The organism is Leptospira kobayashii (assembly GCF_003114835.2).
Taxonomy (GTDB): domain Bacteria; phylum Spirochaetota; class Leptospiria; order Leptospirales; family Leptospiraceae; genus Leptospira_A; species Leptospira_A kobayashii.
Map to the genome: position 1 here is coordinate 499090 of NZ_AP025028.1, position 21441 is coordinate 520530.

Below are 21441 nucleotides of genomic sequence, written 5' to 3' on the forward strand. Positions count from 1 at the left end.
AAAAACTTTTACCAAATAAACAAACTGGGTTTGGTGTTATTCGCCAGATTCATAGTCACTACAAATAGTTTCCCCGAACTAGGCTCGATCAGTATGGCAGGTCGGAGGCCTGAGCTGATTCCTTGTCCCATGGAAATATCCGTATGAGTGCAGTTCGTACCATCTGCATCACAACGAAATAATCCTGGCTTGCTATTATTAAATTGATTCATGGTCGCAAACAATATTTTCCCCGAAATAGGATCAATCACCGCAGACGGATAAGTACCGGAGCTTGCTCCTTGGCCTGCAGATACATCTGCATAAGTGCAAGCTGTTCCATCTAGGTTACAGCGAAACAAACCGGGCCTTCCTCCATTCGCACCATTCGAAGTGAATGCCAAAAGTTTCCCTGAGCTAGTGTCGATGATTACAGTTGGCCTCTCTCCAGAACTAGTTCCTTGCCCTGCGGAAATATCTGTATGAGTGCAACTGGTTCCATCCAAATTGCAGCGAAACAAACTCGGTTTGCTAGTGTTCGCTCCGTTGCAAGTCACCACAAGCAGCTTTGCAGAAACAGAATCAATGACCACACCGGGAAAAAGTGAGATTGAATTTGCTCCTTGTCCTGCGGAAATATCTGTGTGGGTACAACTGGTTCCATCTAGATTGCAGCGATACAGACTAGGTTTACTGCTATTTGCTCCATTTGTAGACACAACCAGTAATTTCCCGGAGATAGAATCGATGACTGCTCTAGGGGCCTGACCGGAGTTAGTTCCTTGGCCTGCAGAGATATCGGTATGCGTACAACTGGTTCCATCCAGATTGCAGCGAAACAAACTCAGTTTGCCGTTATTCGCATTATTGTTAGTCATTACCAATAGTTTTCCGGAAGCGGAATCAATAACTACCGTTAATTCAAATCCGGAGTCAGTTCCTTGCCCTGCGGAAATATCCGTATGAGTGCAGCCGTTCCCATCCAGATTGCAACGAAACAAACTCGGTTTACCGTTATTTGCACCATTGTTAGTCACTACCAATAGTTTTCCGGAAGCAGTATCGATCAATGCTCTCGGGTTATTTCCGGAATTCGCGCCCTCTCCTGCGGATATATCGAAATGACCTCCTGAGATGGCAGTGCCGACCGGGACGGTAGTGGTAAACACGGTTTGTTCTCCTGAGAGCGCACTCACTCCTCCACCCACGGCACCGTTCCTTGCATCCACCCGAACATAGTAAGTTGTATTGCTCGCAAGACCAGTGATTGTGTGATACAGTCCGCTAATTCCTGTGATACTAGCAGAGGAAGTAGTCACTGGACTGGAAGTGCTGTAGTACACCCTGTACTCTGTAGCGTTGAGAACGGGAGCCCATTGCACATAGATTTCTGTTCCAGTACCAATAGCGGAGACCTGAGAAGGGGTGACAATGGTAGTGTCTATCATGTAATTTTCACTGGAAACTGAGGAGGTATTTCCTGCTTGGTCACGGGCGATGAAGTTTATATAAGTCGTTGCAAGGTCTGCCTGTGCAATCGCACTGGAATATAAAACCCCCGAAGTAATTGTCCCTGTTGTTCCGGTAATTGCAGGATCAGTCGGAGCAGAACCAGTCTGAGTAGAGTATGCGATTTTGTCACAGCCAGCTCCACCTGTGTCATTGCAGGTTAGCGATACGGAAATAAGTGTGATATAACTACCGCTCGTCGGACTAGCACTGACAGTGGGTGGAGTGTCGTCTCTTGTGATGGTAAGTGCATAGGAACCGGTAAATCCGTTGTTTGGATTTGTAACACAAACCCGGATGGTAGTATTTCCAATCGATAAGGAACTTGCGGCAAAATTAGTAGCAGTATTCGGGGTTGTCGCTGTTGCACTTCCATTGGAAAGCTCGACCCCATCTGTACAATTTGTCCCACCAGATCGAACGCTGTAGTTTCCATTCACATTGCTTGACCAAGTGAGCAGGGATGAGTTGATCGCTCCTCCAATGTTACTCACATAGATGGAAGCAAGACTTGCAGTCACGGTGGGAACATTGTTATCAATCACATAGGTTTCGGTATGTGTGATTGATAAATTCCCTGCCAGATCCCGGCACAGATATTTGACAACATAAGTTCCGTTTCCTCCCGCTCCCGCAGTAAAACGAGCACTAGGTGGATTTCTAATGATTCCGTTGATTGGATTGAAACTTGGTGTGGAACCGTCTGTGGTATAAACCATCTGGCTTGGTGCAATGTTATCAGAACAACTAATCGTAAGACTGACTGCGGAAGGATAAGATCCTCCTGCAGGAAGGATGGACGAAGTAGGGGGAGAAGTATCGTTTGCGATTTGGCCTAAGATGGGATTGTCCACGATTCCGTCTCCGTTGGAATCAAAACCTTGTCCAGGAACGACTGTTACGTGGTTTCCCCCACCATTCGGTTGCGTTGTTAAACTGATCGAGCTCCCGTTTCCGATGGAAAGATAATAATCGATAATACCGTCTCCGTTTGTGTCCACGCCATTGGGAATTTCATCCCCGTCGGAATCGATCAGTATGAGATTGGGCGGTGCACTGCTGTCGGCGGAGCTACCTCCCGAACTGCCATTATAAATCACGATTCCATCTGCGATGCCGTCTCCATTGGTATCTACAACTGTTCCGGTGACAGTTCCCTGTCCTCCGTTGAGATTGACTGTTTGCCCTGGTTTGAGTGATTTTGAGCTGTTTGTCGAACTTCCGCCTAATAGTAAAGATACTGTAAACATGGATGGTGCCCAGTCCTCGGGCGCTAACGGCCCACAACTGAATAAACAAAAGGTCAAAAGCAAGCAGAAAGATCGTTCTGGCATTTGGATAATGGGTATTATCTGTATATTCCTTTTGGTAAATAAAAAAGGGAAAAAATATTTATTTTTTAGAAATTTTACAATATAAACCTGTGTCAGTTGCCACCATGCGGCAAAAAGGCGAACTTATTGGAATAAAAATTTCTGTTGCTAGGGTTTTGCTTGCGCTATGGAGGAAGATGTGTTAGAGGGAACGCATTGGGTGGCGGGTGGTTTACCCCACCCAGTCTCAATAGGGCGGGGATGGTATACCTTCGACTCCCGTCCCACATCCTATCTGCCTCTTTTAACTTTTTTCGTAAAAAACCGCAAATTTTTTTAAAAACCAGAACCAAACCACTAGTTTCCTGACCTTCTTCTATAGCCGACTTACCTCGGCAAAGAGGTTCCCATGATAATACACAGCCAAACACAATTCGTATTTTATCAATTAACAGTAGAAAGGTGCCATAAAGTCAAAATCGTCCCAATCGGATTTCCGGGAAATTTTTTTTAGAAAATTGAAAAAACGAAACAACAAAACGAACGGGCGACCCGTATATTTTTTTGACTTTAACTTCTAATTGGTATTAGTTGGCAAACACTGGAGATGGCACCATGAAACAAGAGCAGACGAAAGAGCAGAATTTTACATTATTTACTAAAACCCAAGCATGGATCGGGTTAAGTTCTTTCGTCCTCGCAATGTTCTTTGCAGGTAGAACGTTCTCCCAAGAAGTCATCCCCCAATTGCAGATGGATGAATACAATTCGAATGTAATGAATCAGGTTTACGGCCAGTCTTACTTTCTGAATTCCATCGCAGGCTGGACGGATCAGGTAACGTATTACAAAGGTTTGCTCCGTGCCAATTGGGAAGCCGCCGCCGACAGCGCGATTTACAATTATGTCTCAAACATTACCACAAGCGATTCGTATAACAATGTTGATGCGTATAAAGACTATGTGCAAAAGGAACTGGAATCCCAGAAAATCGCGGCTCTGAATACCTGGGAAGATCGTGCGAACCTGGATTTTCTGGAAAATAGAAATGAGTTCGTGCTCAGACTCAATACAAACAGAGTCGATACCACATATCTGAATCGAATCGGAATACAAACAACGCTTTCCGGACAGGACACACATAACCAAGCGCTCCAATTGCAACAGCAGATTGCCAATGCTTCGAACCAATGGAGCCAAAATTTCAATCAGAATGCCCAACAGGGATTCAATGATTTTGCGACCTCTTTGCAAACGATAGAAAGCCAGTACAGCCAATTCCTGGATTCTATGGACGAGTCGGAGGCCACTTTCCAGAACAATCTGAACGCAATCGATTCTTATAAAACAGCTGTTAAAACCGGAATCAAAGGAATCGTCGATCAGTTCAAAGGAATGTTAGTCGATACCTGCAACCAACCGGATGACTGCGTTTATAAAAAAGCCAATCAGGCAGGATTGAATGATGCGGGAATCATGCTGACTAACTTGATTGGAAGAATGGAAACAGTTCTGAACCAAACAACCTTGGACAGTTCCAACATTCTCACCTCCATTTCTACAGAGGTGACATCTTTTCTGGCGGGAGTCAGAAACACTGCGGCTACCAATACGACTTCTTTTGCCAATCGAATCGATACTTACCAAACTACTTTGAATTTTGATCCCAGTATGAATATTTATACAACAGATGTTTCCGGTATCATCAGTTCGATTTATTCGGATTCATTCGGTTCTGTTCCTGACAACCAACGATTTGTGGCATGGCAACAAAGTCCTGGTTCCAGGGATTTTGCAAATATTCCCGAACCTCTCAAATCCATATTTCTGGCGATCAGATCTGATAATATGGAAGGTGTCAGATTTTTATTGAACCAACTTGTGGGAACGGGAGATCGGACGGTAACAAGCGTAACATTTGCTAACCTGTATACGGATAGTTATAATATGTACAATCAAATGCCAGGAGGCCTCACCGGTGTATCACATACTGAAGGGAATTTTCTTCGGGATAGAGCCGTTGGTACTCCTTATGACAGTTGGTGGCAAATACGTCCATGGAATACAACTGAAATGCAAATGGGTGCCATCGGATACCGCGCTTTATACGTAGTGCATGACGCGCACGCTTCGGTTATGGCAGACTATTGGGGATCCAATTCGACTTCTTTGACAGGTCAACTGGGCAAATATACGAACGATATCAATCCTGCGATTCGAAACTGGGAAGGACAAGTAGCAAGTTATAGTAGTTTCTACGAACAATGGAAAGTAAATGCAGATGCATTGAAAGCACAGGCAAAGGCAGATTATGAAAATTCACTCGCCGATCTGGAAGCCAAAAAATCCGCATGGGTTTCCAAACTGGAAACGGAAAGACAAGAGGGACTCATCAAATGGGAAGAGATGCAAAAAAATGCTGCGAACGCAGAATCAAAGAATGATTTAGCGGCCTTGAAATCGGATTTAATCTCCGGTAAGTCTTCAACCTTTGACTTTTCCACAGGAACCGAATCGGTCTTAGGTCGCTACGAAGATAGTTTAACAAGTCTTACTACGAAAGAATTTGTATTCCAGGAACCTGTTCAACAACAGGTCATCGCGCAAGATACAAGTATCAGTGTCAAAGAATTTTTCTCCAAAGACCAAAGTCTAATGGCGATATCTAAAATAGAGGTATTCGATAAAGTTTCCACATTGGGAAGTTTCTCGTTAGGTGGTTTGGCATCAAGTATCGGACTTGTGCAAACCGATCCTACCATTTATAAAACGATTAGCCTTGTGGAATCCGCTGCCGGTGCTGTGGGAGGATTTGCGTCTTCCCTTACAGGATCAAATACATCCGGTGGGCAATCCTTCTCGATTTTCAACGCAGCGAGCCAAAAGACAGTGGAAACAAGTTTAAAGGTGGATGGCAAAGATATAGGAGCAGTTTTTAGCAACACAGCGAATGGAGTGTACCAGTATGCTCAATTATTATCCGCCAATGAAAACAACGAGAGAAGTGCAGATAGAGAACAGGAAAAACTTCTCAATCAGCTAACGTATGGGATCAAATGGGAAGACAGAGCCGTTACTAAATTCAATGAAAAGGGGGAGATCGTCGGAGATCCGCTTTTGACTGATTTACTCAAACGATTCACAGAGCCTTCCAAATACGATACAAACCAACTGGATGGTTGCAAGGCGGGTGGAGGATCGCCTGAGGACTGCTTTAATAATTATTATAAGAAAGAGCTATCTTTTCTCAAAGAAAGAGGTTGGGAATATCAGGATGGAATGATCGTAAAGTCCTTAAGTAGAGCAGATAAAGTCATGCTAGGCCAGACGGCCGGACTTGATCTTAGCGCAGAAGAAAAAGCGGTCGCAGGCAGTTGTTATGTAAATCCGCAATCTTGCAAAACTTTGCTCCGACAAGATTATACTTATACGTTGAATCAAAATTCAAACGTAGCCACAGTAACTAAAATCATTAGCGATGGTAAAATCGCAGGAAAAAATAGCAAAGGCGAATACATCAGTGGCAAACAAGAAGAGACTCGTTACGTGAGTTTGTCGGAAGTGAAACCGGTAATCGCTCCCAAAGGCAAAGATTTATTCGATGTATGGGGGGAGGAGGATTGGGACGATATCGGGGCTCAACAAGCTGCTGTGATGTCGGATTTTTATAGTGCCGGTCTTGCGGGTGACAGCAAACGCACTTCTGCGGCCTTGAACGATATAGCACAAACGGAGTCAAGGAACGAGAAAAAATTCCAAGAAGCCAAAGCTGCGGCGGAAGCAGCTGATTCCTTTCTCAAAGATATGATCATGGCTTATATTTCCGGAGGGATAGAAGGAATTAAATCCTCTATTAAAGGCAAGGTAGAAGATCAGATTAATTCCGGTTTGGCGGCAGCGTTCATCCGTGCTACCGGGGGGAGTGAAGATCAAATCGCGATGGCTTCGCAATTAGTCAGCTTTATGCGCGGCAAGATGCAGGAAAGAAAGATCAAAAGCAATATGGCTAAAAACAACCTAACCAATGCGGCGATGGGAGGACTTGCTATTATGACCGGTGGGGCGTCTATGTTACTCAGCGGAGCTATGGGTGCAATGGCGGGGGTTGGAAACATGATCGGAAGTTCCGGTGCCATGCTCGGTGCAACATTTGGAAGTTCGATGGCAAGTTTTGGCTTAGGCGCCACAAACTCAGTTTATCGGGCGGTAGCCGGAGACAATGCAGCGGATGCAATGATGAATCGAATCACCGGACCTAAAGACCAATTGGCAGCGATTAAAGCAAATGAGAATGCAATGATCAAATCTTCCGCTACAACCGCAATCGCATCTGCGACAGGTCTTCCTAAAGATTTAGTAGGTCAAATGTTGACTGACTACCAAGGATCACAAGCGGCGAAGAAAACAAGAGATGCAATGAATTCCAATCCGATCGGAGTGATAGGAAGTCAGGTGGCAGGACTTGCAGGCGGTATCTTAAAAACCGCAGCAGTCGCAATGGGTGCCAAAGAAAGAGACATTCAAAAGATGTTGAGTGATGGAAATCGAATGTTGTACTCCGGGGTAATAGATTCGAATTTGGAAGCTCAGTCCCTAGCTTATTTAAATCAGTCCTTGGGAATGAAAGCACCAGGTACAAGTTATACGTCCAATCTTCCCAAAGACAATGCCGGCATTGTAGATGAACTGGGCCAACGCATCGTAGTGGATGAAATCGTTAAAGCTACAGGGATGGACAAGGATGTAGCCGATGCAGCCTTCCGTAAACAGTATGGAGCAATCAAACAGAAGAAAGCGGATAATAAGGCTAAAAACGAAGCCGTAAGGTCAACAGTCATCACAGCCGTTACGACAGCGGCCACACTCGGAGCAGGTGGGGCATTTGGGCAAACAGTCTTGAAAGGTTTGACTGTGCTTGGAGCTGGTAGCGCACAGTTAGGCGCGGCTGTCATCAATCTGGGAGTTCAGGTTGTAGACGGAAGTCGAAATGGCAAAGAAGGGATGCTTGCAGGTTTTGCGAATGGTGCCATTGGTTTAATAGGTGGGAAAGTTAAAATTCCTATCGGTGACAAACTTTCAGCGCTTACGGATGAATTATCCACAAGCTTAACCTCGAAATTAAATCCGCTTTTAGAAAAATCTTTACTCGGTCTCGGAGTCAGTTATGACAAACAAAACGGTTGGGGAGGTTCCCTTGGACTTGGGGGAGCCAAGGCAAATGTTTCCATCAGTTTCTCTCAGAGAGGGAATACAACTGTATCCGGTTCTATGGAATCAGGATTCAAAGGTATTCAATTAACGGCAAGTAGCACAACGAACGGTGCCACCACAATTGGGGCGAATTACAACCCAAATGACAAAGGTCCAAGACAAGGCTGGAACCTCGGAGCAAACTATGATATCAACGGAGGCGGATTCTCGGGAAGTGTAGGATATACAAATTCAGCAACAGGACTCGGACTCACCTCCACAATTGACCGCAACGGACTATCCACCTCAGGACAGTTAAACGGAGTCAATTTGGCAACAATGACTCAAGATGGATTCAGATATGATGAAATCAGTTGGACGGATATAAATATTAATAAGGCACAGGACGCAACAGATGAAATACGTCAAAAGGCATCGAATCTAGCCACAGTAAAAGCCAATATGCCTGATGCGGATGTGAGTAGGATGTCTGATAATGAAATCGCAGAGCTTGCAGGCAAGATCACGATAGAGAAAGAAAATCAGCAATTGCTAAAGAGTGGAATTGCTCAGGATGTTATAAACTCTATGAGTGAATTTGCGAGAGAGCAAGCATTGGATAGAATTAATAACGTTGTCGATGTCGGGACTGTAGCGATCGCCGCTTTGACCAGCCTTGGAACCGCAGCCCTTGCCTTTGTCGGATTAGGTGGAACATCTAACAGTTCTCCGATACCAACGAATATCGGTGCAAGAGTCGTCGAGGTCGCTAGGAGAAAGACTGAAGACGGTGTTGAGACCGTTCTGGATAAAATCTCCGATGTTGTCGATCGGGTGAAAGATAACCTAACAGATTCAATCAAAGACCTTTCCACGGACCTTGTCAATTCAGTGGACCGAATGGCTAATCATGTGAAGGAAATTGCTCAAATGCCAATAGACTGGTGGAATGATGCACCTGCAGTCAATCCGTCTGTATTATCTAAAGCAGATGCGGCCTTGTTAGCTGCAGCAGTGTATTCTGATGTTCCGAAAGATAAAAAAGATCAATTACTTGGAAAAAGTGAAAATCTGTTTAAGATTCTTGGTCCGGATGATTTTAGTGGGACAACTTTAGAAAACCTACGTTTTAAAGATACTAAATCGGGTTTGGATTCTATGATAGTGAAACGAACTGCAACGATAGATGGAGTAGAGAGAACGGTTTATGTATATGCTTTGGCAGGAACAGAAGGAGGGCCAATAAGTCAAGACGGGGCAACAAATGCGAGTGCTGTGGTAGGAAGTTCGACTCAATATGAACTTGCCCTTGATAATGCAAGAAAGATTCAAAAGTATCTAAAGGAACATGATCCAAGTGCAATTATAATGACAACAGGTCATTCTTTAGGTGGAGGAATGGCGGCTTCCATCTCTCTACAGACTGGAATTCCTGCGATCACTTTCAATCCTGCCGGAACCAACTTTCTTACCAATGGGATTTCCAATGCATTCAATACGGGATGGAATCAAATTGATGCATACATCACTCCGACTGATCCGTTGAATACTTTAGTGCAAAGGCCTTTATTTCCTTTCATTGGTCCCAATGGTAGAACTCACACGGAAACGATTATGACTCCATCAGGAATCTTTAAGGGTCACAAAATAGAGAACTTCGTAGATCATTATTTTAAAAATGAAAATACGGAAACGGTTAATCCAATGAAATTAATAGAAATACCTCATGCAACAGTAGAGGGTAGTGCGGGAGGCTTTGCTCAAGCTTTCTCTGAGACAGTTTATGAACCGCTGAAAAAGAAAATTCCAAATAAAGTAAAAGATAGTTTAAACAGCGTTATCAGAAATACATCTATGGGGTTTGGTTACAGTCCCGTAGTAAACGAAAGCACAGTGGGAAATAAACCTGAAGTTGCTTCTCGCCCTTTGAATGTGAGTGAGATTTCGAATTCGTCTGCTACCTTACAACAGAGATTTATCGAAGCAGTAGAACTCCCGAATGTGAATGATTTTAAGAAAGGAGGTAGTTTAAAATTAGAATTTTCAGAAACGACACCTCCTGAAAAAATTCATGAGACAATAGAGAAGATCGGAACTCAAATGATTAAAGATGCATATTTCAACTATGATGCTTCTATAAAATCAAAGGACTTACTCGAAAAATTCGCAAAGGAAAATGGGCTTAATACTCCAAGTTCGACCCCGGAGCAAAAGCAGCTGTATCAAAAATTGCAATCTGAATTGAATGCAACGATTAAGAATGCAAAGGTAGATCCGTTAAAAGCAAGAATTGATTATACAAGAGAAAATTATGCGAGAATCACTGCAGAAACTCTTGTGAATAGGTATGGTGATAAAATCGATACTGAAAATAGTACGGATCGTGTTACCGTATTAAAAAATGGAGAAGGAATGATTTTAAATCAGGTAGCTTACGATTCTCAGAGAGACAATACTAGCAAAATAGAATTTTCTGATTATACTCTTTATCCGGGTAATGAATGTTCACCAACTTCAACTTCAATCGTCGCTGAATATATGGGAGCAACTTCTCAAAATGGAATGTATCAATTTGTGGATGATTTTATCAAACAGGCAAATAACGATGGGGTTCTTGTTAGTGGAACGGAGTTGAAAGAAGATAAATATTTAAAGCAGGTCCTTGCAAAATATGATCAGAAATTGATTGATTTAAAAGTAGATTTGGTTCCAATTTCTGGAATAAGCCCAACTCAGTATAAACCTGATCCAAATAATTGGAAAACAGATTCTATCAAAAAGGCTTTGAGTGAAGGCAAACCGGTAGTAGTTGGTGGGGAATTTAACGTTTCTCCAGTTATCGGAGGTCATAGATTAGTGATTGTAGGTTATGATTCTACGGGTTGGATAGTCCATGATCCGTATGGAAATGCGAATAATACTAGTTACCAAGGGTCGGGAATGTATGCTCATTATGATTTCGGTAAATGGGATATAGGCAAAAAGACTGCATTCGTAATTGAAAATATCCAAAAGGAGAAATAACAGGAAATGAGATATTCGATTCTATTACTCATCTTTCCCACCTTATTTGTAGAAGCGAGGGATCTTAATTTTGAGAAACTTTACGTCAATGTAAACGATTGCCTTAAAGGAAGAGAGTGCTTTCAAGCAGTCGCTAGTTCCTTCTTAATAGAGAAGGGCAAACCTCAGGATGAATATATTCCCCCGAAAATACATGACTATAAAAAAGAAACAGCATGGTGTGTATCAAAAAACCAAGGAATAGCAGAATTCATCTATGTGCCATATCAAAACGACCCAAGTATTAATGAATATAAAGAAATTTTGCAAAGAGGAGACTACTATTCTTTATTTAAGGTTACAAATGGATTTGCCAGAAACAAAGATTTATTTTTAGCAAATAATAGAGTTAAGAAAGTTTCTATCGAGGTGCAGGAGGTTGGATATACAATGTCCGTATCAGGACCAGATACGGCTGCTGGAACAGATATAAAAATATATGAAGGTCCTCTCTTCAATAGCCTTCATGAGATTGAATTAATGGATACGATGGATGAGCAAAAGTTTAAACTAAAAATCATTCCTAAACTTAAAAAGGATCCCTATCTTCAGATGGATCTGTTATTTAAGATTATAATCAAAGATATCTATCCTGGTTCTAAGTATAAGGATACCTGCATTTCTGACGCTAGTTTTTCTATTGTTGTGCCAGAGAAAAACTAGATTCAATGGAAAAATTTTATCATTTCTGATTTTACGTTAGCCGTTTGGGACAAAAATATAAAGGATTGAATATAGAAAAACTATGCATTTAATCGAGAAAAGATAGGGGTGTATTTTATGAAATACTTGATCTATATAGTATGCATATTTATTTCCATCTCTTGTGCGGAATGGCGTTTTAGAACAAAAGTAAATATGGGATTGATTGATTTAGATGCACCCCTGCCTCCTGGAACCAGAATTACTGGTTACGATTTTAGATTATTCCGAGGAACTCCCGTTTGGGAACTAACCAAGGCTGCAGTGATACAAGATACTGAAAAAATGAAAAAAATCGTGCAAGAGGAGAAGCTGGATGTGGATTTCCGAGAGCCCAAGTTTGAAGAAACTTTGTTGTCTATGGAGGTTAAAAATGAAAGGTACGATTCCATTAGGACATTGCTAGAATTAGGTGCAGACCCCAACAAACAAGGGAATTCACTTTCAGAAGGTTATTCACCTGTGATGTATGCAGCAAGTGCGAGAGACACGAGGGTATTAAAATTATTATTAGCGCACGGAGGTAATCCAAATATAGAAGGGAAAGGGAAAATAAGTAGCGGTACAATTACATATACTCCGTTACTAAATGCTAGTAAACGTGGAAGATTAGAAAATGTAAAACTATTAGTGAAAGTGGGTGCAGATATACATTTTCAAAATGAACTAGGTGAGACACCACTAAAAGAAGCTCTAATACAAGATCACATGGATATCGTATTATACTTACTCGAAAATGGAATCGAATACAAACATCAACTTGGCACTGCTAGTGGGAAAAATTATAATACGAAAGAAGAATATCCATTATTTATCGCGGACAAATTACGTTTTAACACTCTCCCCCTAAACTCCGAACAATACAAACAAAAAATGAAAGTTGTTGCATTCTTAAAGAAAAATGGAATCGACTACAGAGCCACTCCAATCCCACTCGCAGCAATTAACGAAGCGAAGAGACTTTATCCAAATAATTGGGAAGATTATTTAGATAAGTATTGAGAGGATTTTTCTTCTTATAGTATTCGCCGATTAGTTTTTTCTAACTTAACTTAGATCGAATACCTTCCATAGACTCTTGCCGTTATCTTTTCTGAGCCTCATAAAAACCAAAGTATTGAACACTTACCGGATCAAAATCCCTTCCCGCGCCACCGGATCGACCGAGCGTTGCCGTCGAGGGAGAGCCGGGTCGGGGATGTGGATTTCATTTATATCCACAGAATAAATCCGAGGCGCCCAGATTACACTGTTTGGGTTGCATCATTTCCTTCAGGATTTGTTTCACGATTTGCGTGAGCCATGCTTTTGAAGTCGTTGAAAGGGATTCCGTATTTTTTCAGAATCGGTTTTACTTTAGGTGCGACTGCCTGTCTTAGATAGAACGGTTGCGTTACGATGAAATGGTGGATTCCGTGAGTGGCGCCGAAATTAAAACAAAACAGTTGTAAGGGGAAAGTGAGCCAGGAATCCAAAACTTGGGTTTGCCGGTATAAGCTTTTGACATCGCCATAATAATGCATATTGGAAGAAACGATTTGGATCGCGGATTGTCTCAACCAACAAGGAATCAAGTAAACGACTGCGGTAGTGTTTAGGATAGAATGAATATTTGCGATAATGCCTGTTTCATGGAAGGGGTTGGCAAGTGCGATGTTTACCAAAGAGAACAATCCCCAGCCTAAAAAAGTATACCATAGCAAAAGAAAAACGGATTGATACGGTCCTTTGGTCGCCGGGGATTTGATTTTTCTTAAATAACGAATCGCATCTTTTTTGATTTTCGGTCCTTGCAATACGACTGCCAGAATCGGATCGATCATTACTAAAATCCGTTTCCATCCCCAAGGCATGCCGTTGCTGATAAATCTTTCTTCTATGTCCTCTTTGTTTCCCGATACCTTATGATGCAAAAGATGAATTTCTTTTCGAAACCAAGGATTGACCACATTGGCTCTGAACAACCAAACCACCCAAAAGAGAAAGTTTTGTATCTTCGGATTTTCTTTGAAGTAGATATTGTGGATGAGATCATGTTCCATTTCATGTAAGAAAGAAGCGAAGATCGCATTTCCAATAATACAGATCCAAAAAGGGAGGAGTCCTGCGATGTATAGGCTTCCCAATAAAATCATTCCCGATGCGGAACCGATCACAATTCCAAAACCGATTGCATTTTGATGACGTAAAAAAGTGAATCGTTTTCTCAGTTTCGAATCGGAATACCGTATCCATTTCATGATTCGTTTTGTTTTTTCTTTTTCGGAAAACATTTTCGTTTTTCTTTCCAATACTAAAGAGGTCATCGCATTCTCCTACCTGACGATCGGATATCTTACAGGATTTTTTCGAAGCGGTCGTTCCGTTTTATAAACTGATACCTGGTAAATGGAACCGAATGATAGAATGTTACTTAACGAATGGAATTTTTTTCTCTATATTCGGAAGGAGTAAGGCCGGTTTGTTTTAAAAATGCCCTTAGGAACGCGGTTTTACTTCGAAACCCAACTTCGTATCCGATGTCTAAAATCGATCTTTGCGGTTCGCTTTGCAAAAGTTCGCAGGCTTCCTTGATTCTGTATTCGTTTACAAAAATAGAAAAATTCTTTCCCATTTCTTTGTTGATCAGTTCGGAAAGTTGATGAGGAGTGAGTCCCAGCTCTTCGGCAAGGTTTGCAAGGTTTAAGTCTTCTTCCTTATATAGTTTTTCTTTTTCCATACTCAAGGTTAAATTGTTCCTGAGGGTTTCCAAATCCATCCCGATGAGCAAAGAACGATTGTATTTGCGTAAGGTTTCTCTTGCGACTTCCTGTAAATTTTGAAAATATGCAGGATACCTTCTTCCGATCAAATAGGCAATGCATAAGCTAAGGGCCATCATATCGGCGCTTGCCAAAAGAAAGATCGGATTCTTATGAAAAAGATAAAGAGCGCCGACCGTATGATTTGTTATGGTAGCGAGGATGATGTAAAGTAGAACACGGGCTGTCCATTCTTCTCTTAGCACACTCGGCTTGAAAAGCATTCTGCTTCCCCGGAGCAATGCCGCAATGTAAGCACCTAATATCAGTAAGGGTATGTAAAAAACAAAATCCAACAAGGAATTTTCAGAAATAAAAACCTCTATCGAATCGGATAATTCCCTGTTTCCCGTCAAAAGAATATTTGCATACCATACCCAAAAGAGTCCGGGAAGAAAAAAATGTTTTCCGTCCAGCCCGAATAAGGATGTTTCAAATTCCGAATCCTGAATGATTTTATGAATCCCGTAAAGGACAGGACCTACTGTTGCCAATACCGGGATATGTAAGATGATGATCTTGGGAAGAAAGGAATGAAATCCCAGCACCAAACAGAGTCCTGTTCCCTGCAGTATGCCAAGAGAGATAAATAAAATCGCGAGTAGTCTATTTAAGGAAGTTTTTCTTTCTAATATACATTGTCCCAAACAAAGAAGGAAACCCAAATGGGTCCCGAAGATTGCAAAGGAAATAAAGATCCATGAAGCCGGAAAATCCAAAGTTCCCCGTTGATAGTGCTGCGATCACAACTGTATAGTAGGAACTCTATCTGGAAGCGTCACTGGTTGTAGCACCTCCCGCAAACAAAACCAGGAAACCGATCGGACTTGTCGTCTCTCCCGGCGGCTTTGTAACGGATTGCACTGAGGGGTTTAGCAAACATTGGCAAAATAAAGCCAGAAAAAATGCAGCAAGTAGAAGGCGGATTGAAACGTTCTTACGATCTGATAGATGGGGTGAATTTGTTTTCATAGGACTTCCTTCGGATTGTCACAAGAAAAATAGAACTGATTGTGACGAACGCCTGCTCGGGACTGGCATCCATTGTACCTATGAAATATAGATTTCAATAGTATTTATCAGAAATTTATAATTTTTTAAAGAGACATAAGCAGCTAATGTCTACGAAAACCTAGAATCTTGAAAGGTTGGTTATCCTCCTCCCCCAGCGATCGTAAAAGGAATGGTTGTTACGGGGAGTGAGCTTCCACTTTTGCTTTTAATTGAACTGGAAAGACTGATTAAAAAAGGACTCCCTCCGAGTAGATTTCCGAGTTGGAATGTTACAACTGTTCCATTGGTGGAAAATGAACCGAGAGTGAGAGTCATTTTGGGAACCGTAACGTTTATCGCTTGAATTGTGGATGCACTGATCGTTGAAGAATCTACAGATTGACTGAAATTCAAAGTCACAGTTGTGCTTGGCACAGCAGCAGCAGTTAGCTCTTCGCCTGATGCAGGTGTGGAGGAAGAGAGTGAAAAAGCCACAGAAGAATCTGAAGAATCATCGTTTGTTAGATCCGGTGTTTCCTCAATTGTGTATCTCTTTAAGCTGGATATGGTCAAAGATGAGGAATTTGATTTTTCGGTAATATCTCCTTCGGCCGGTACATTCAATTCAAAACTACCCAAATCGTTTCCATTGGCATCGGTTACACTGATCTTAGGTGTGCCTGGTTTCAGAGACAAAATAAATCTTCCTACCGAATTGGTAGTGGTTGATGTGGAAACGGAAACTCCTCTTACAGAAGAGGAACCATAAGAAACCGTTAGATTTCCATTTACTAAATTGAGTCCGTCGGATTTCAACTGTCCCCCAACTTGTAGAGTTGCTATATTGGAAGAAGAGGTATTCGCTCCTCCTCCTAAAAGCGCCAAAACACCTGCGGAAGATGATTTGGATTCCAGAGGGTTGATTATCGACTGAATCGCCGGATTGAAATAACAATTGGAAACAAATGCAATTGTCAAAACCCAGCTAATATAAGTTAGCAGGCGAAAAGCGAAGAAGGTTTTTACAATTGAAGCATTCATGATTATTGTCCTTGTTTTTGTTTCTCTAAATGTTCCAGGTCTTTCTCTAAGAGTTCCAAATCCAGTTTTTCTTCTATGTCTTGCATGTCTTGTTTCGCTTTGAGTTCGGAATCGATTGAGCTTGGCGTGCCTGTTTGGTTGTAAGAACGAGCACCTTCTCCTTCACAGATTTCCACTACTAATGTTTTTCTTGTGACTGTAACTAAAAATCCGCCCAAGAGTGTAAGAGCGACGTCCTTGTAAGTGGAAACTTGAGAAATACGAATCGGTCGGTCTTCTTTGGGAAACAATTCACTGTATTTCGGTTCTTTGAACCGGAAAGCACCAAACAACCAAAAGTATTCAGGATACTCCGAGTATGGTTGGCATTTTTGTCCGGGAGAAGCGAGTAGTATCGGGTGAGTGGGATTCGGAGAATGTAATAAAAAGGAAGTGCGAAGGGAATCCGATTTCAAAGGAGTATTTGCAGATTCCAAAACTCTTTTTCTTTCTTCCGCTCTTTTGGCTGCTTCGGAGTTTTGAAGTGCTAGGTTTTCCTGGTTGCGGATTTCCAGAAGTCTTGCTTTTTCCAAATCTCTTTTGGTCTGTTCTTCTTTGCGGATCTTTGCTTCTTCTTCTTCGGCAAGGTCTTTGTAGATGATTTTTAAGACGGATTTTTTAGATATGATGACATGTTTTCCGTCAGTACGATTGATTTCTACGGAATCCATGTTCTGATTGGAAACGATTCCTTTGATGGATTTTCCATTTTTCAAAAGAATTGTATTAATGGCGATTAGGGGAAGACTAGATAAGAATAGTCCGGTGAATAAGAGTAGAAATAGATATTTTTTCATATGATTTGGCGCTCATTTTTCTGCTTATAAACAAACCCTAATGTACGGAAAATGTTTGGGAAGAAGAAAAGTTTCTTCCTGGTAAAAAACTAGGACTTCTACTGGAAATTTTTTATCCCCTGTTCGAGTAGTGTTTTTTATGGATTTTCTATGGAAAAAATATGCTACCTTAACGCTGGTAAGGTTAGCTTCTTTGTTCTTGGTTTAACAGATTAAGAAATGATTTCGATTTTTCCAAAAATATTTTGGAAACCGAGTCATGAGGAACTTCATCAAGGATACTGGAAAAACCTTCTTCCGCTTCTTCATAGTCTTCTCTTCGGTATGCTTCCAGCGCTATGGTATAATCATCTTTTCGTTTGGAAAGTAACTCTTTTTTCTCCTGATCATATCCATCCAATACTTCCACAACAAAGACTGAATCAGCTTTCCCTTTTATATTCACTCTATCCAAAAGTCTGTAGTCATATCCCAAATCATCGGATGCTTCTATAAAAGTGTCCGCACTGATCACGATGTTTGCACCGAACATCTTTGTAACTCCTTCGATTCGGGAAGCAAGATTGACTGCATCGGAGATAACCGTGCCTTCCATCCTTTCGTGTTCTCCCAGGATTCCTAAAATCAATGTGCCGGTATGGATGCCGATTCCCACTTGGACCGGCCTGTAATTGTAATTGGCTCTATGTATGTTATACAGGCGAATTTCGCTCTGCATTTGTACCGCGGCGCGAATGGCATGATTGGCATCGTCCGGAAAAAGCGCCATGATGGCGTCCCCGATGAACTTGTCTATGAAGCCGCCGTTATGACGGATAATAGGTCCCACTCTTTGCAGATAGGAATTTAAAAAATCGAAATTTTCTTTAGGTGTTAGTTGCTCGGAAAATTCGGTAAAGGAACGGATGTCCGCAAAAAGAATGGTCATCTTTTTTTGAACCTGTTGGCCGAGTGCAATGTCTCTGATATCCGTTTTCCCGAGAAAGTTAAGAAATTCCTTCGGAACAAACCGACTGTAAGAAGTATTGAGGGAACTTAATTTGTGAGCGAGCTCTTTTGTGTGATCCAGACTTTTGCGAAAGGACTTTCCGAATGTGAAAACCTGTAAAAACACAAAACAAACAACTGTTAATGGTCCTATGTATGTTGTATGCCAGATCGCTTCCGCATGTAAAGTATCGTTGATCGCACCAATAAGAAGGAGAGCCGCTCCGAATAATAAGGTTTGGGAATCCGATCTTTTTTTCAGATAACTTTTGATTAGAAAAAAGAGCAAAAAACAGCCGTTAAGTATGAATATCGCAGGATAAAAAGAAGCAGTCTCCGTAAAATATTCGGAAGGAAACAGCAAAATGAGTGTTAGTATCAGTGAAATCAGATAAAAAACACTTCCGATTTTTTTTGAGAAATCGATAGGGAAGACGGTTTGAAAATAGTGATATAAAACGGGAGCGGACCAGAACCAGGAAAAATATTCGATTCGTAAAATAACCTGGTAGGGAAGATGAATCCAATCCAACAAGATTCTTTCGCCCGTAGAAATATTTCTAAGCAATATGATAAATGAAAAAGCGAAAATACCCAGAGTGTGGGTTTCGTCTTTATCAAAGAAATAGAAAAACAAAAAGAACAAAGCAACAAAACCGAGTACGGAAGCAAGGATGGTTTCATTCATTTTCCTATTGGTAAGTCTTTCCTGTGCTTTCTGGAAAGGAGCGAGAACGACATCATTCCAAGGCCCTCCTTTTCTATGCGCAAAATTGGAAACAACCAGATCCAGATCGATTTCTTTGGCACCGGTAAAAGGAATGATTACGATTGAAGATTGCACTTGGGAAACGGTAGTCTCCTTGGAACGACCCGGTTTGCCCGATCCTCCCAAATACTTTCCATTGATATAGATCGCATGCGAAGTATCCTGTTCTCCCGTTAAAACTGCCAAAGGAAAAGCAGTCTGATCCTTGGGCAAAAGGATATGAACCCGGAACGTTGCAAAACCTTGCCCGTTCAGTTCCTCTTCTTTTTCCTTACGATGGTTCCAATGTGAGGGAAGAGTAATGGAAGTCGGAATATCCGTAGCTAGGATGGTTTCCGGGATTTTGTTCCAGAAAAAATTCCATTCTCCCGTCAGTGTTAAAAAAGGAGAGTCGGCGAAGGAATAAGTCTCTAAATTCAGTTTTCCTTGTTGAATGTTTGCTTTTTCATCCCGTCCGGCGGGACTGCAACTTAAGGAAAGAAAGATGAGCAAGATAATAAATTTCAATGAAAATCCTACTCCTAGAAATAGGAGACGAGTAAATTTCAAATCATAAAACGATCGTCGAGCGAAAAATTTTGTTCCATCTGCTTTTAAGGATAGAAAAAAAAATTTGCTGACAAAACGCAAGAATCGGGATGACTTCCGAATTTAAATTTACAGAGCCAACAATGAGATTGAGTTATCAAAAGTTAGTTGGTTGCGTGTGAATAATACGTAGTGAATTTTTGGACTGACTGGAAAAGTAAAATGATCTGAATTCATTTGACGTTTTCTTTTATTATTGAGAAGAGAGAATTGTATGTGGCGGAATCAGCTCGTTTCTAATTTTTCTTTTTTTACATTGATTTGTTTGGTTTGTTCTTCTTGCAAATTGGAATTGGCAAATCCCGGCGATCCGTTCACGCTTAGTTCTTTGTTGGATCGGGCTCTCAGGCATACTTCCTCTTCGACACAAAATCCGAAATTGAATCGTTTGAACATTCAAGACGGCACTTTAACTCCCGGTTTTTCATCGGATACATTTGTTTATTCTCTTTCTTTTCCTTTGAGTCGATCTTCTTCTGTTTGGGAGTGGGCAGTGGATTCGGGAGTTTCCGTTTCTTCTTTAGGTTCATTGACCAAACCTGAGTCAGGTGCTTTCGTTCCGCTGAAGTTCGGAAGCCAAACGGTTGTACTAAAAGTAGTTTCTTCATCCGGGTCCGAGAATAATTATTCCTTTACTTTAAACAATTCCAACTCCATCAAATTGATCCGAAGCGGGGCCGTAAATTGTTATAATGCAAATTCTACGATTACTTGCGGAACGGATCCTGCTTTTCCGTTGCAAGATGCTCAGGCACAAGGTTTGTCCAGAATACGTTCTTTTACGGGACCAACAACAAATTCCGGTTATGCGTCTGATTACATTACCATTGACAATGGTTCCGGGCTTACTTGGAAATCTTGTTTGGACGGTCCTACGGGAGCTACTTGCACGGGCAGTTTCATTTTTAATACACAAAGCCAGGCGCCTATTAGTTGCGGTGCATTGAATTCGGCAAATAGTGGTCAAGGTTATGCGGGTTATAAGGATTGGAGAGTTCCTAATTTTCAGGAATTACTCTCCATTGTGAATGTGGCGAATTCTCCGGCGGCAATTGATACTAGTTCTTTTCCGAACTGGTACCATGCTTCCGTGCCGGTTTGGACGGATGAAGTCAGTCCACTTAACACTACCAACTACGGAGCCGTATTATTTGCATTCGGAAGTTTGGCTCCTCGTGATAAAAATAACACCGGTTTAACTGCGTGCGTCCGGGGAAACCAATTGCAATACACTCAATTTTCGGACAATCAGGACGGAACGATCAGAGAATTTCGGTCGGGACTTCTCTGGCAGAAATGTGCGAACGGGCTGAGTGGTACGGATTGTTCGGGAGGATCCGCTTCGAGTTTGGATTGGTCGGGGGCTTTGGTTTATTGTGACAGTTTAACGTTAGGTGGTAGGTCGGATTGGAGACTTCCCAATGTTTTGGAAGCTTTGTCTCTTATGCGCTTTGATGTAAGTGCCAGTTCCGCTTATATTGATAATACATTTTTTCCGAATACTCCTTTCACGAACGGAAGCGGAGATTTATTCCATTCTTCCACAAGTTGGACTTTGAATCCGACGAATAATTTACAGGTAAGATACAATGAACTGAATCAAATGGCTGCGAACAACAAAACCTCTCCGGTAGTGAGTCGGGTCCGCTGTGTTGCAGGACCCGATTGAC

The 21441-nt window shown here is 41.7% G+C and carries 11 protein-coding genes; 4 read left to right on the forward strand and 7 right to left on the reverse strand.

The window, feature by feature from the left end; all coding sequences use genetic code 11:
• Positions 1–8: 8 nt before the first annotated feature.
• On the reverse strand, positions 9–2738 hold the full coding sequence (locus DI077_RS02425; RefSeq protein WP_167837224.1) for a fibronectin type III domain-containing protein: 2730 nt from the start codon (positions 2736–2738) through the stop codon (positions 9–11).
• A 678-nt stretch (positions 2739–3416) separates the two neighbouring features.
• Here DI077_RS02425 and DI077_RS02430 point away from each other — a divergent pair.
• The 3 genes from DI077_RS02430 (at position 3417) to DI077_RS02440 (ending at position 12758) form a co-directional block, all read left to right on the forward strand.
• Positions 3417–11015, forward strand: coding sequence for a TIGR04388 family protein (locus DI077_RS02430; RefSeq protein ID WP_242935320.1), 7599 nt, complete (start codon positions 3417–3419; stop codon positions 11013–11015).
• 6 nt (positions 11016–11021) lie between these two features.
• Positions 11022–11717, forward strand: coding sequence for an NADase-type glycan-binding domain-containing protein (locus tag DI077_RS02435; protein WP_109020004.1), 696 nt, complete (start codon positions 11022–11024; stop codon positions 11715–11717).
• Between the two features lie 117 nt (positions 11718–11834).
• On the forward strand, positions 11835–12758 hold the full coding sequence (locus DI077_RS02440) for an ankyrin repeat domain-containing protein (protein WP_109020005.1): 924 nt from the start codon (positions 11835–11837) through the stop codon (positions 12756–12758).
• 242 nt (positions 12759–13000) lie between these two features.
• Here DI077_RS02440 and DI077_RS02445 read toward each other — a convergent pair whose 3' ends face one another.
• The 6 genes from DI077_RS02445 to DI077_RS02470 form a co-directional block, all read right to left on the reverse strand.
• Positions 13001–14062 carry a fatty acid desaturase gene (locus DI077_RS02445; protein WP_109020006.1) on the reverse strand — a complete coding sequence of 354 codons (1062 nt, stop codon included), beginning with the start codon at positions 14060–14062 and terminating at the stop codon, positions 13001–13003.
• 107 nt (positions 14063–14169) lie between these two features.
• Positions 14170–15276, reverse strand: coding sequence for an AraC family transcriptional regulator (locus DI077_RS02450; protein WP_109020007.1), 1107 nt, complete (start codon positions 15274–15276; stop codon positions 14170–14172).
• Between the two features lie 46 nt (positions 15277–15322).
• Positions 15323–15529 (reverse strand): hypothetical protein, encoded by a 207-nt coding sequence (locus DI077_RS02455; protein ID WP_109020008.1) that lies wholly within the window; start codon positions 15527–15529, stop codon positions 15323–15325.
• Between the two features lie 180 nt (positions 15530–15709).
• Entirely contained in the window at positions 15710–16591 is an 882-nt protein-coding gene (locus DI077_RS02460) for an Ig-like domain-containing protein (protein WP_109020009.1), read from the reverse strand.
• Positions 16592–16593: 2 nt separating this feature from the next.
• A complete protein-coding gene (locus DI077_RS02465; protein ID WP_109020010.1) occupies positions 16594–17427 on the reverse strand; it encodes an LA_0442/LA_0875 N-terminal domain-containing protein in 834 nt (277 codons plus the stop codon).
• 184 nt (positions 17428–17611) lie between these two features.
• Positions 17612–19690 (reverse strand): adenylate/guanylate cyclase domain-containing protein, encoded by a 2079-nt coding sequence (locus DI077_RS02470; RefSeq protein ID WP_109020148.1) that lies wholly within the window; start codon positions 19688–19690, stop codon positions 17612–17614.
• Positions 19691–19985: 295 nt separating this feature from the next.
• Here DI077_RS02470 and DI077_RS02475 point away from each other — a divergent pair, with 295 nt between their 5' ends.
• Positions 19986–21440 carry an Lcl C-terminal domain-containing protein gene (locus tag DI077_RS02475; RefSeq protein WP_109020011.1) on the forward strand — a complete coding sequence of 485 codons (1455 nt, stop codon included), beginning with the start codon at positions 19986–19988 and terminating at the stop codon, positions 21438–21440.
• Position 21441 lies beyond the last annotated feature (1 nt).

What these genes read in the sequence shown, in the direction of transcription:
- DI077_RS02465 (WP_109020010.1), bottom strand. Translation starts at nt 17,427, where the DNA reads ATGAAAAAATATCTATTTCTACTCTTATTCACCGGACTATTCTTATCT.
- DI077_RS02445 (WP_109020006.1), bottom strand. Translation starts at nt 14,062, where the DNA reads ATGACCTCTTTAGTATTGGAAAGAAAAACGAAAATGTTTTCCGAAAAA.
- DI077_RS02435 (WP_109020004.1), top strand. Translation starts at nt 11,022, where the DNA reads ATGAGATATTCGATTCTATTACTCATCTTTCCCACCTTATTTGTAGAA.
- DI077_RS02455 (WP_109020008.1), bottom strand. Translation starts at nt 15,529, where the DNA reads ATGAAAACAAATTCACCCCATCTATCAGATCGTAAGAACGTTTCAATC.
- DI077_RS02460 (WP_109020009.1), bottom strand. Translation starts at nt 16,591, where the DNA reads ATGAATGCTTCAATTGTAAAAACCTTCTTCGCTTTTCGCCTGCTAACT.
- DI077_RS02475 (WP_109020011.1), top strand. Translation starts at nt 19,986, where the DNA reads ATGTGGCGGAATCAGCTCGTTTCTAATTTTTCTTTTTTTACATTGATT.
- DI077_RS02425 (WP_167837224.1), bottom strand. Translation starts at nt 2,738, where the DNA reads ATGTTTACAGTATCTTTACTATTAGGCGGAAGTTCGACAAACAGCTCA.
- DI077_RS02430 (WP_242935320.1), top strand. Translation starts at nt 3,417, where the DNA reads ATGAAACAAGAGCAGACGAAAGAGCAGAATTTTACATTATTTACTAAA.
- DI077_RS02440 (WP_109020005.1), top strand. Translation starts at nt 11,835, where the DNA reads ATGAAATACTTGATCTATATAGTATGCATATTTATTTCCATCTCTTGT.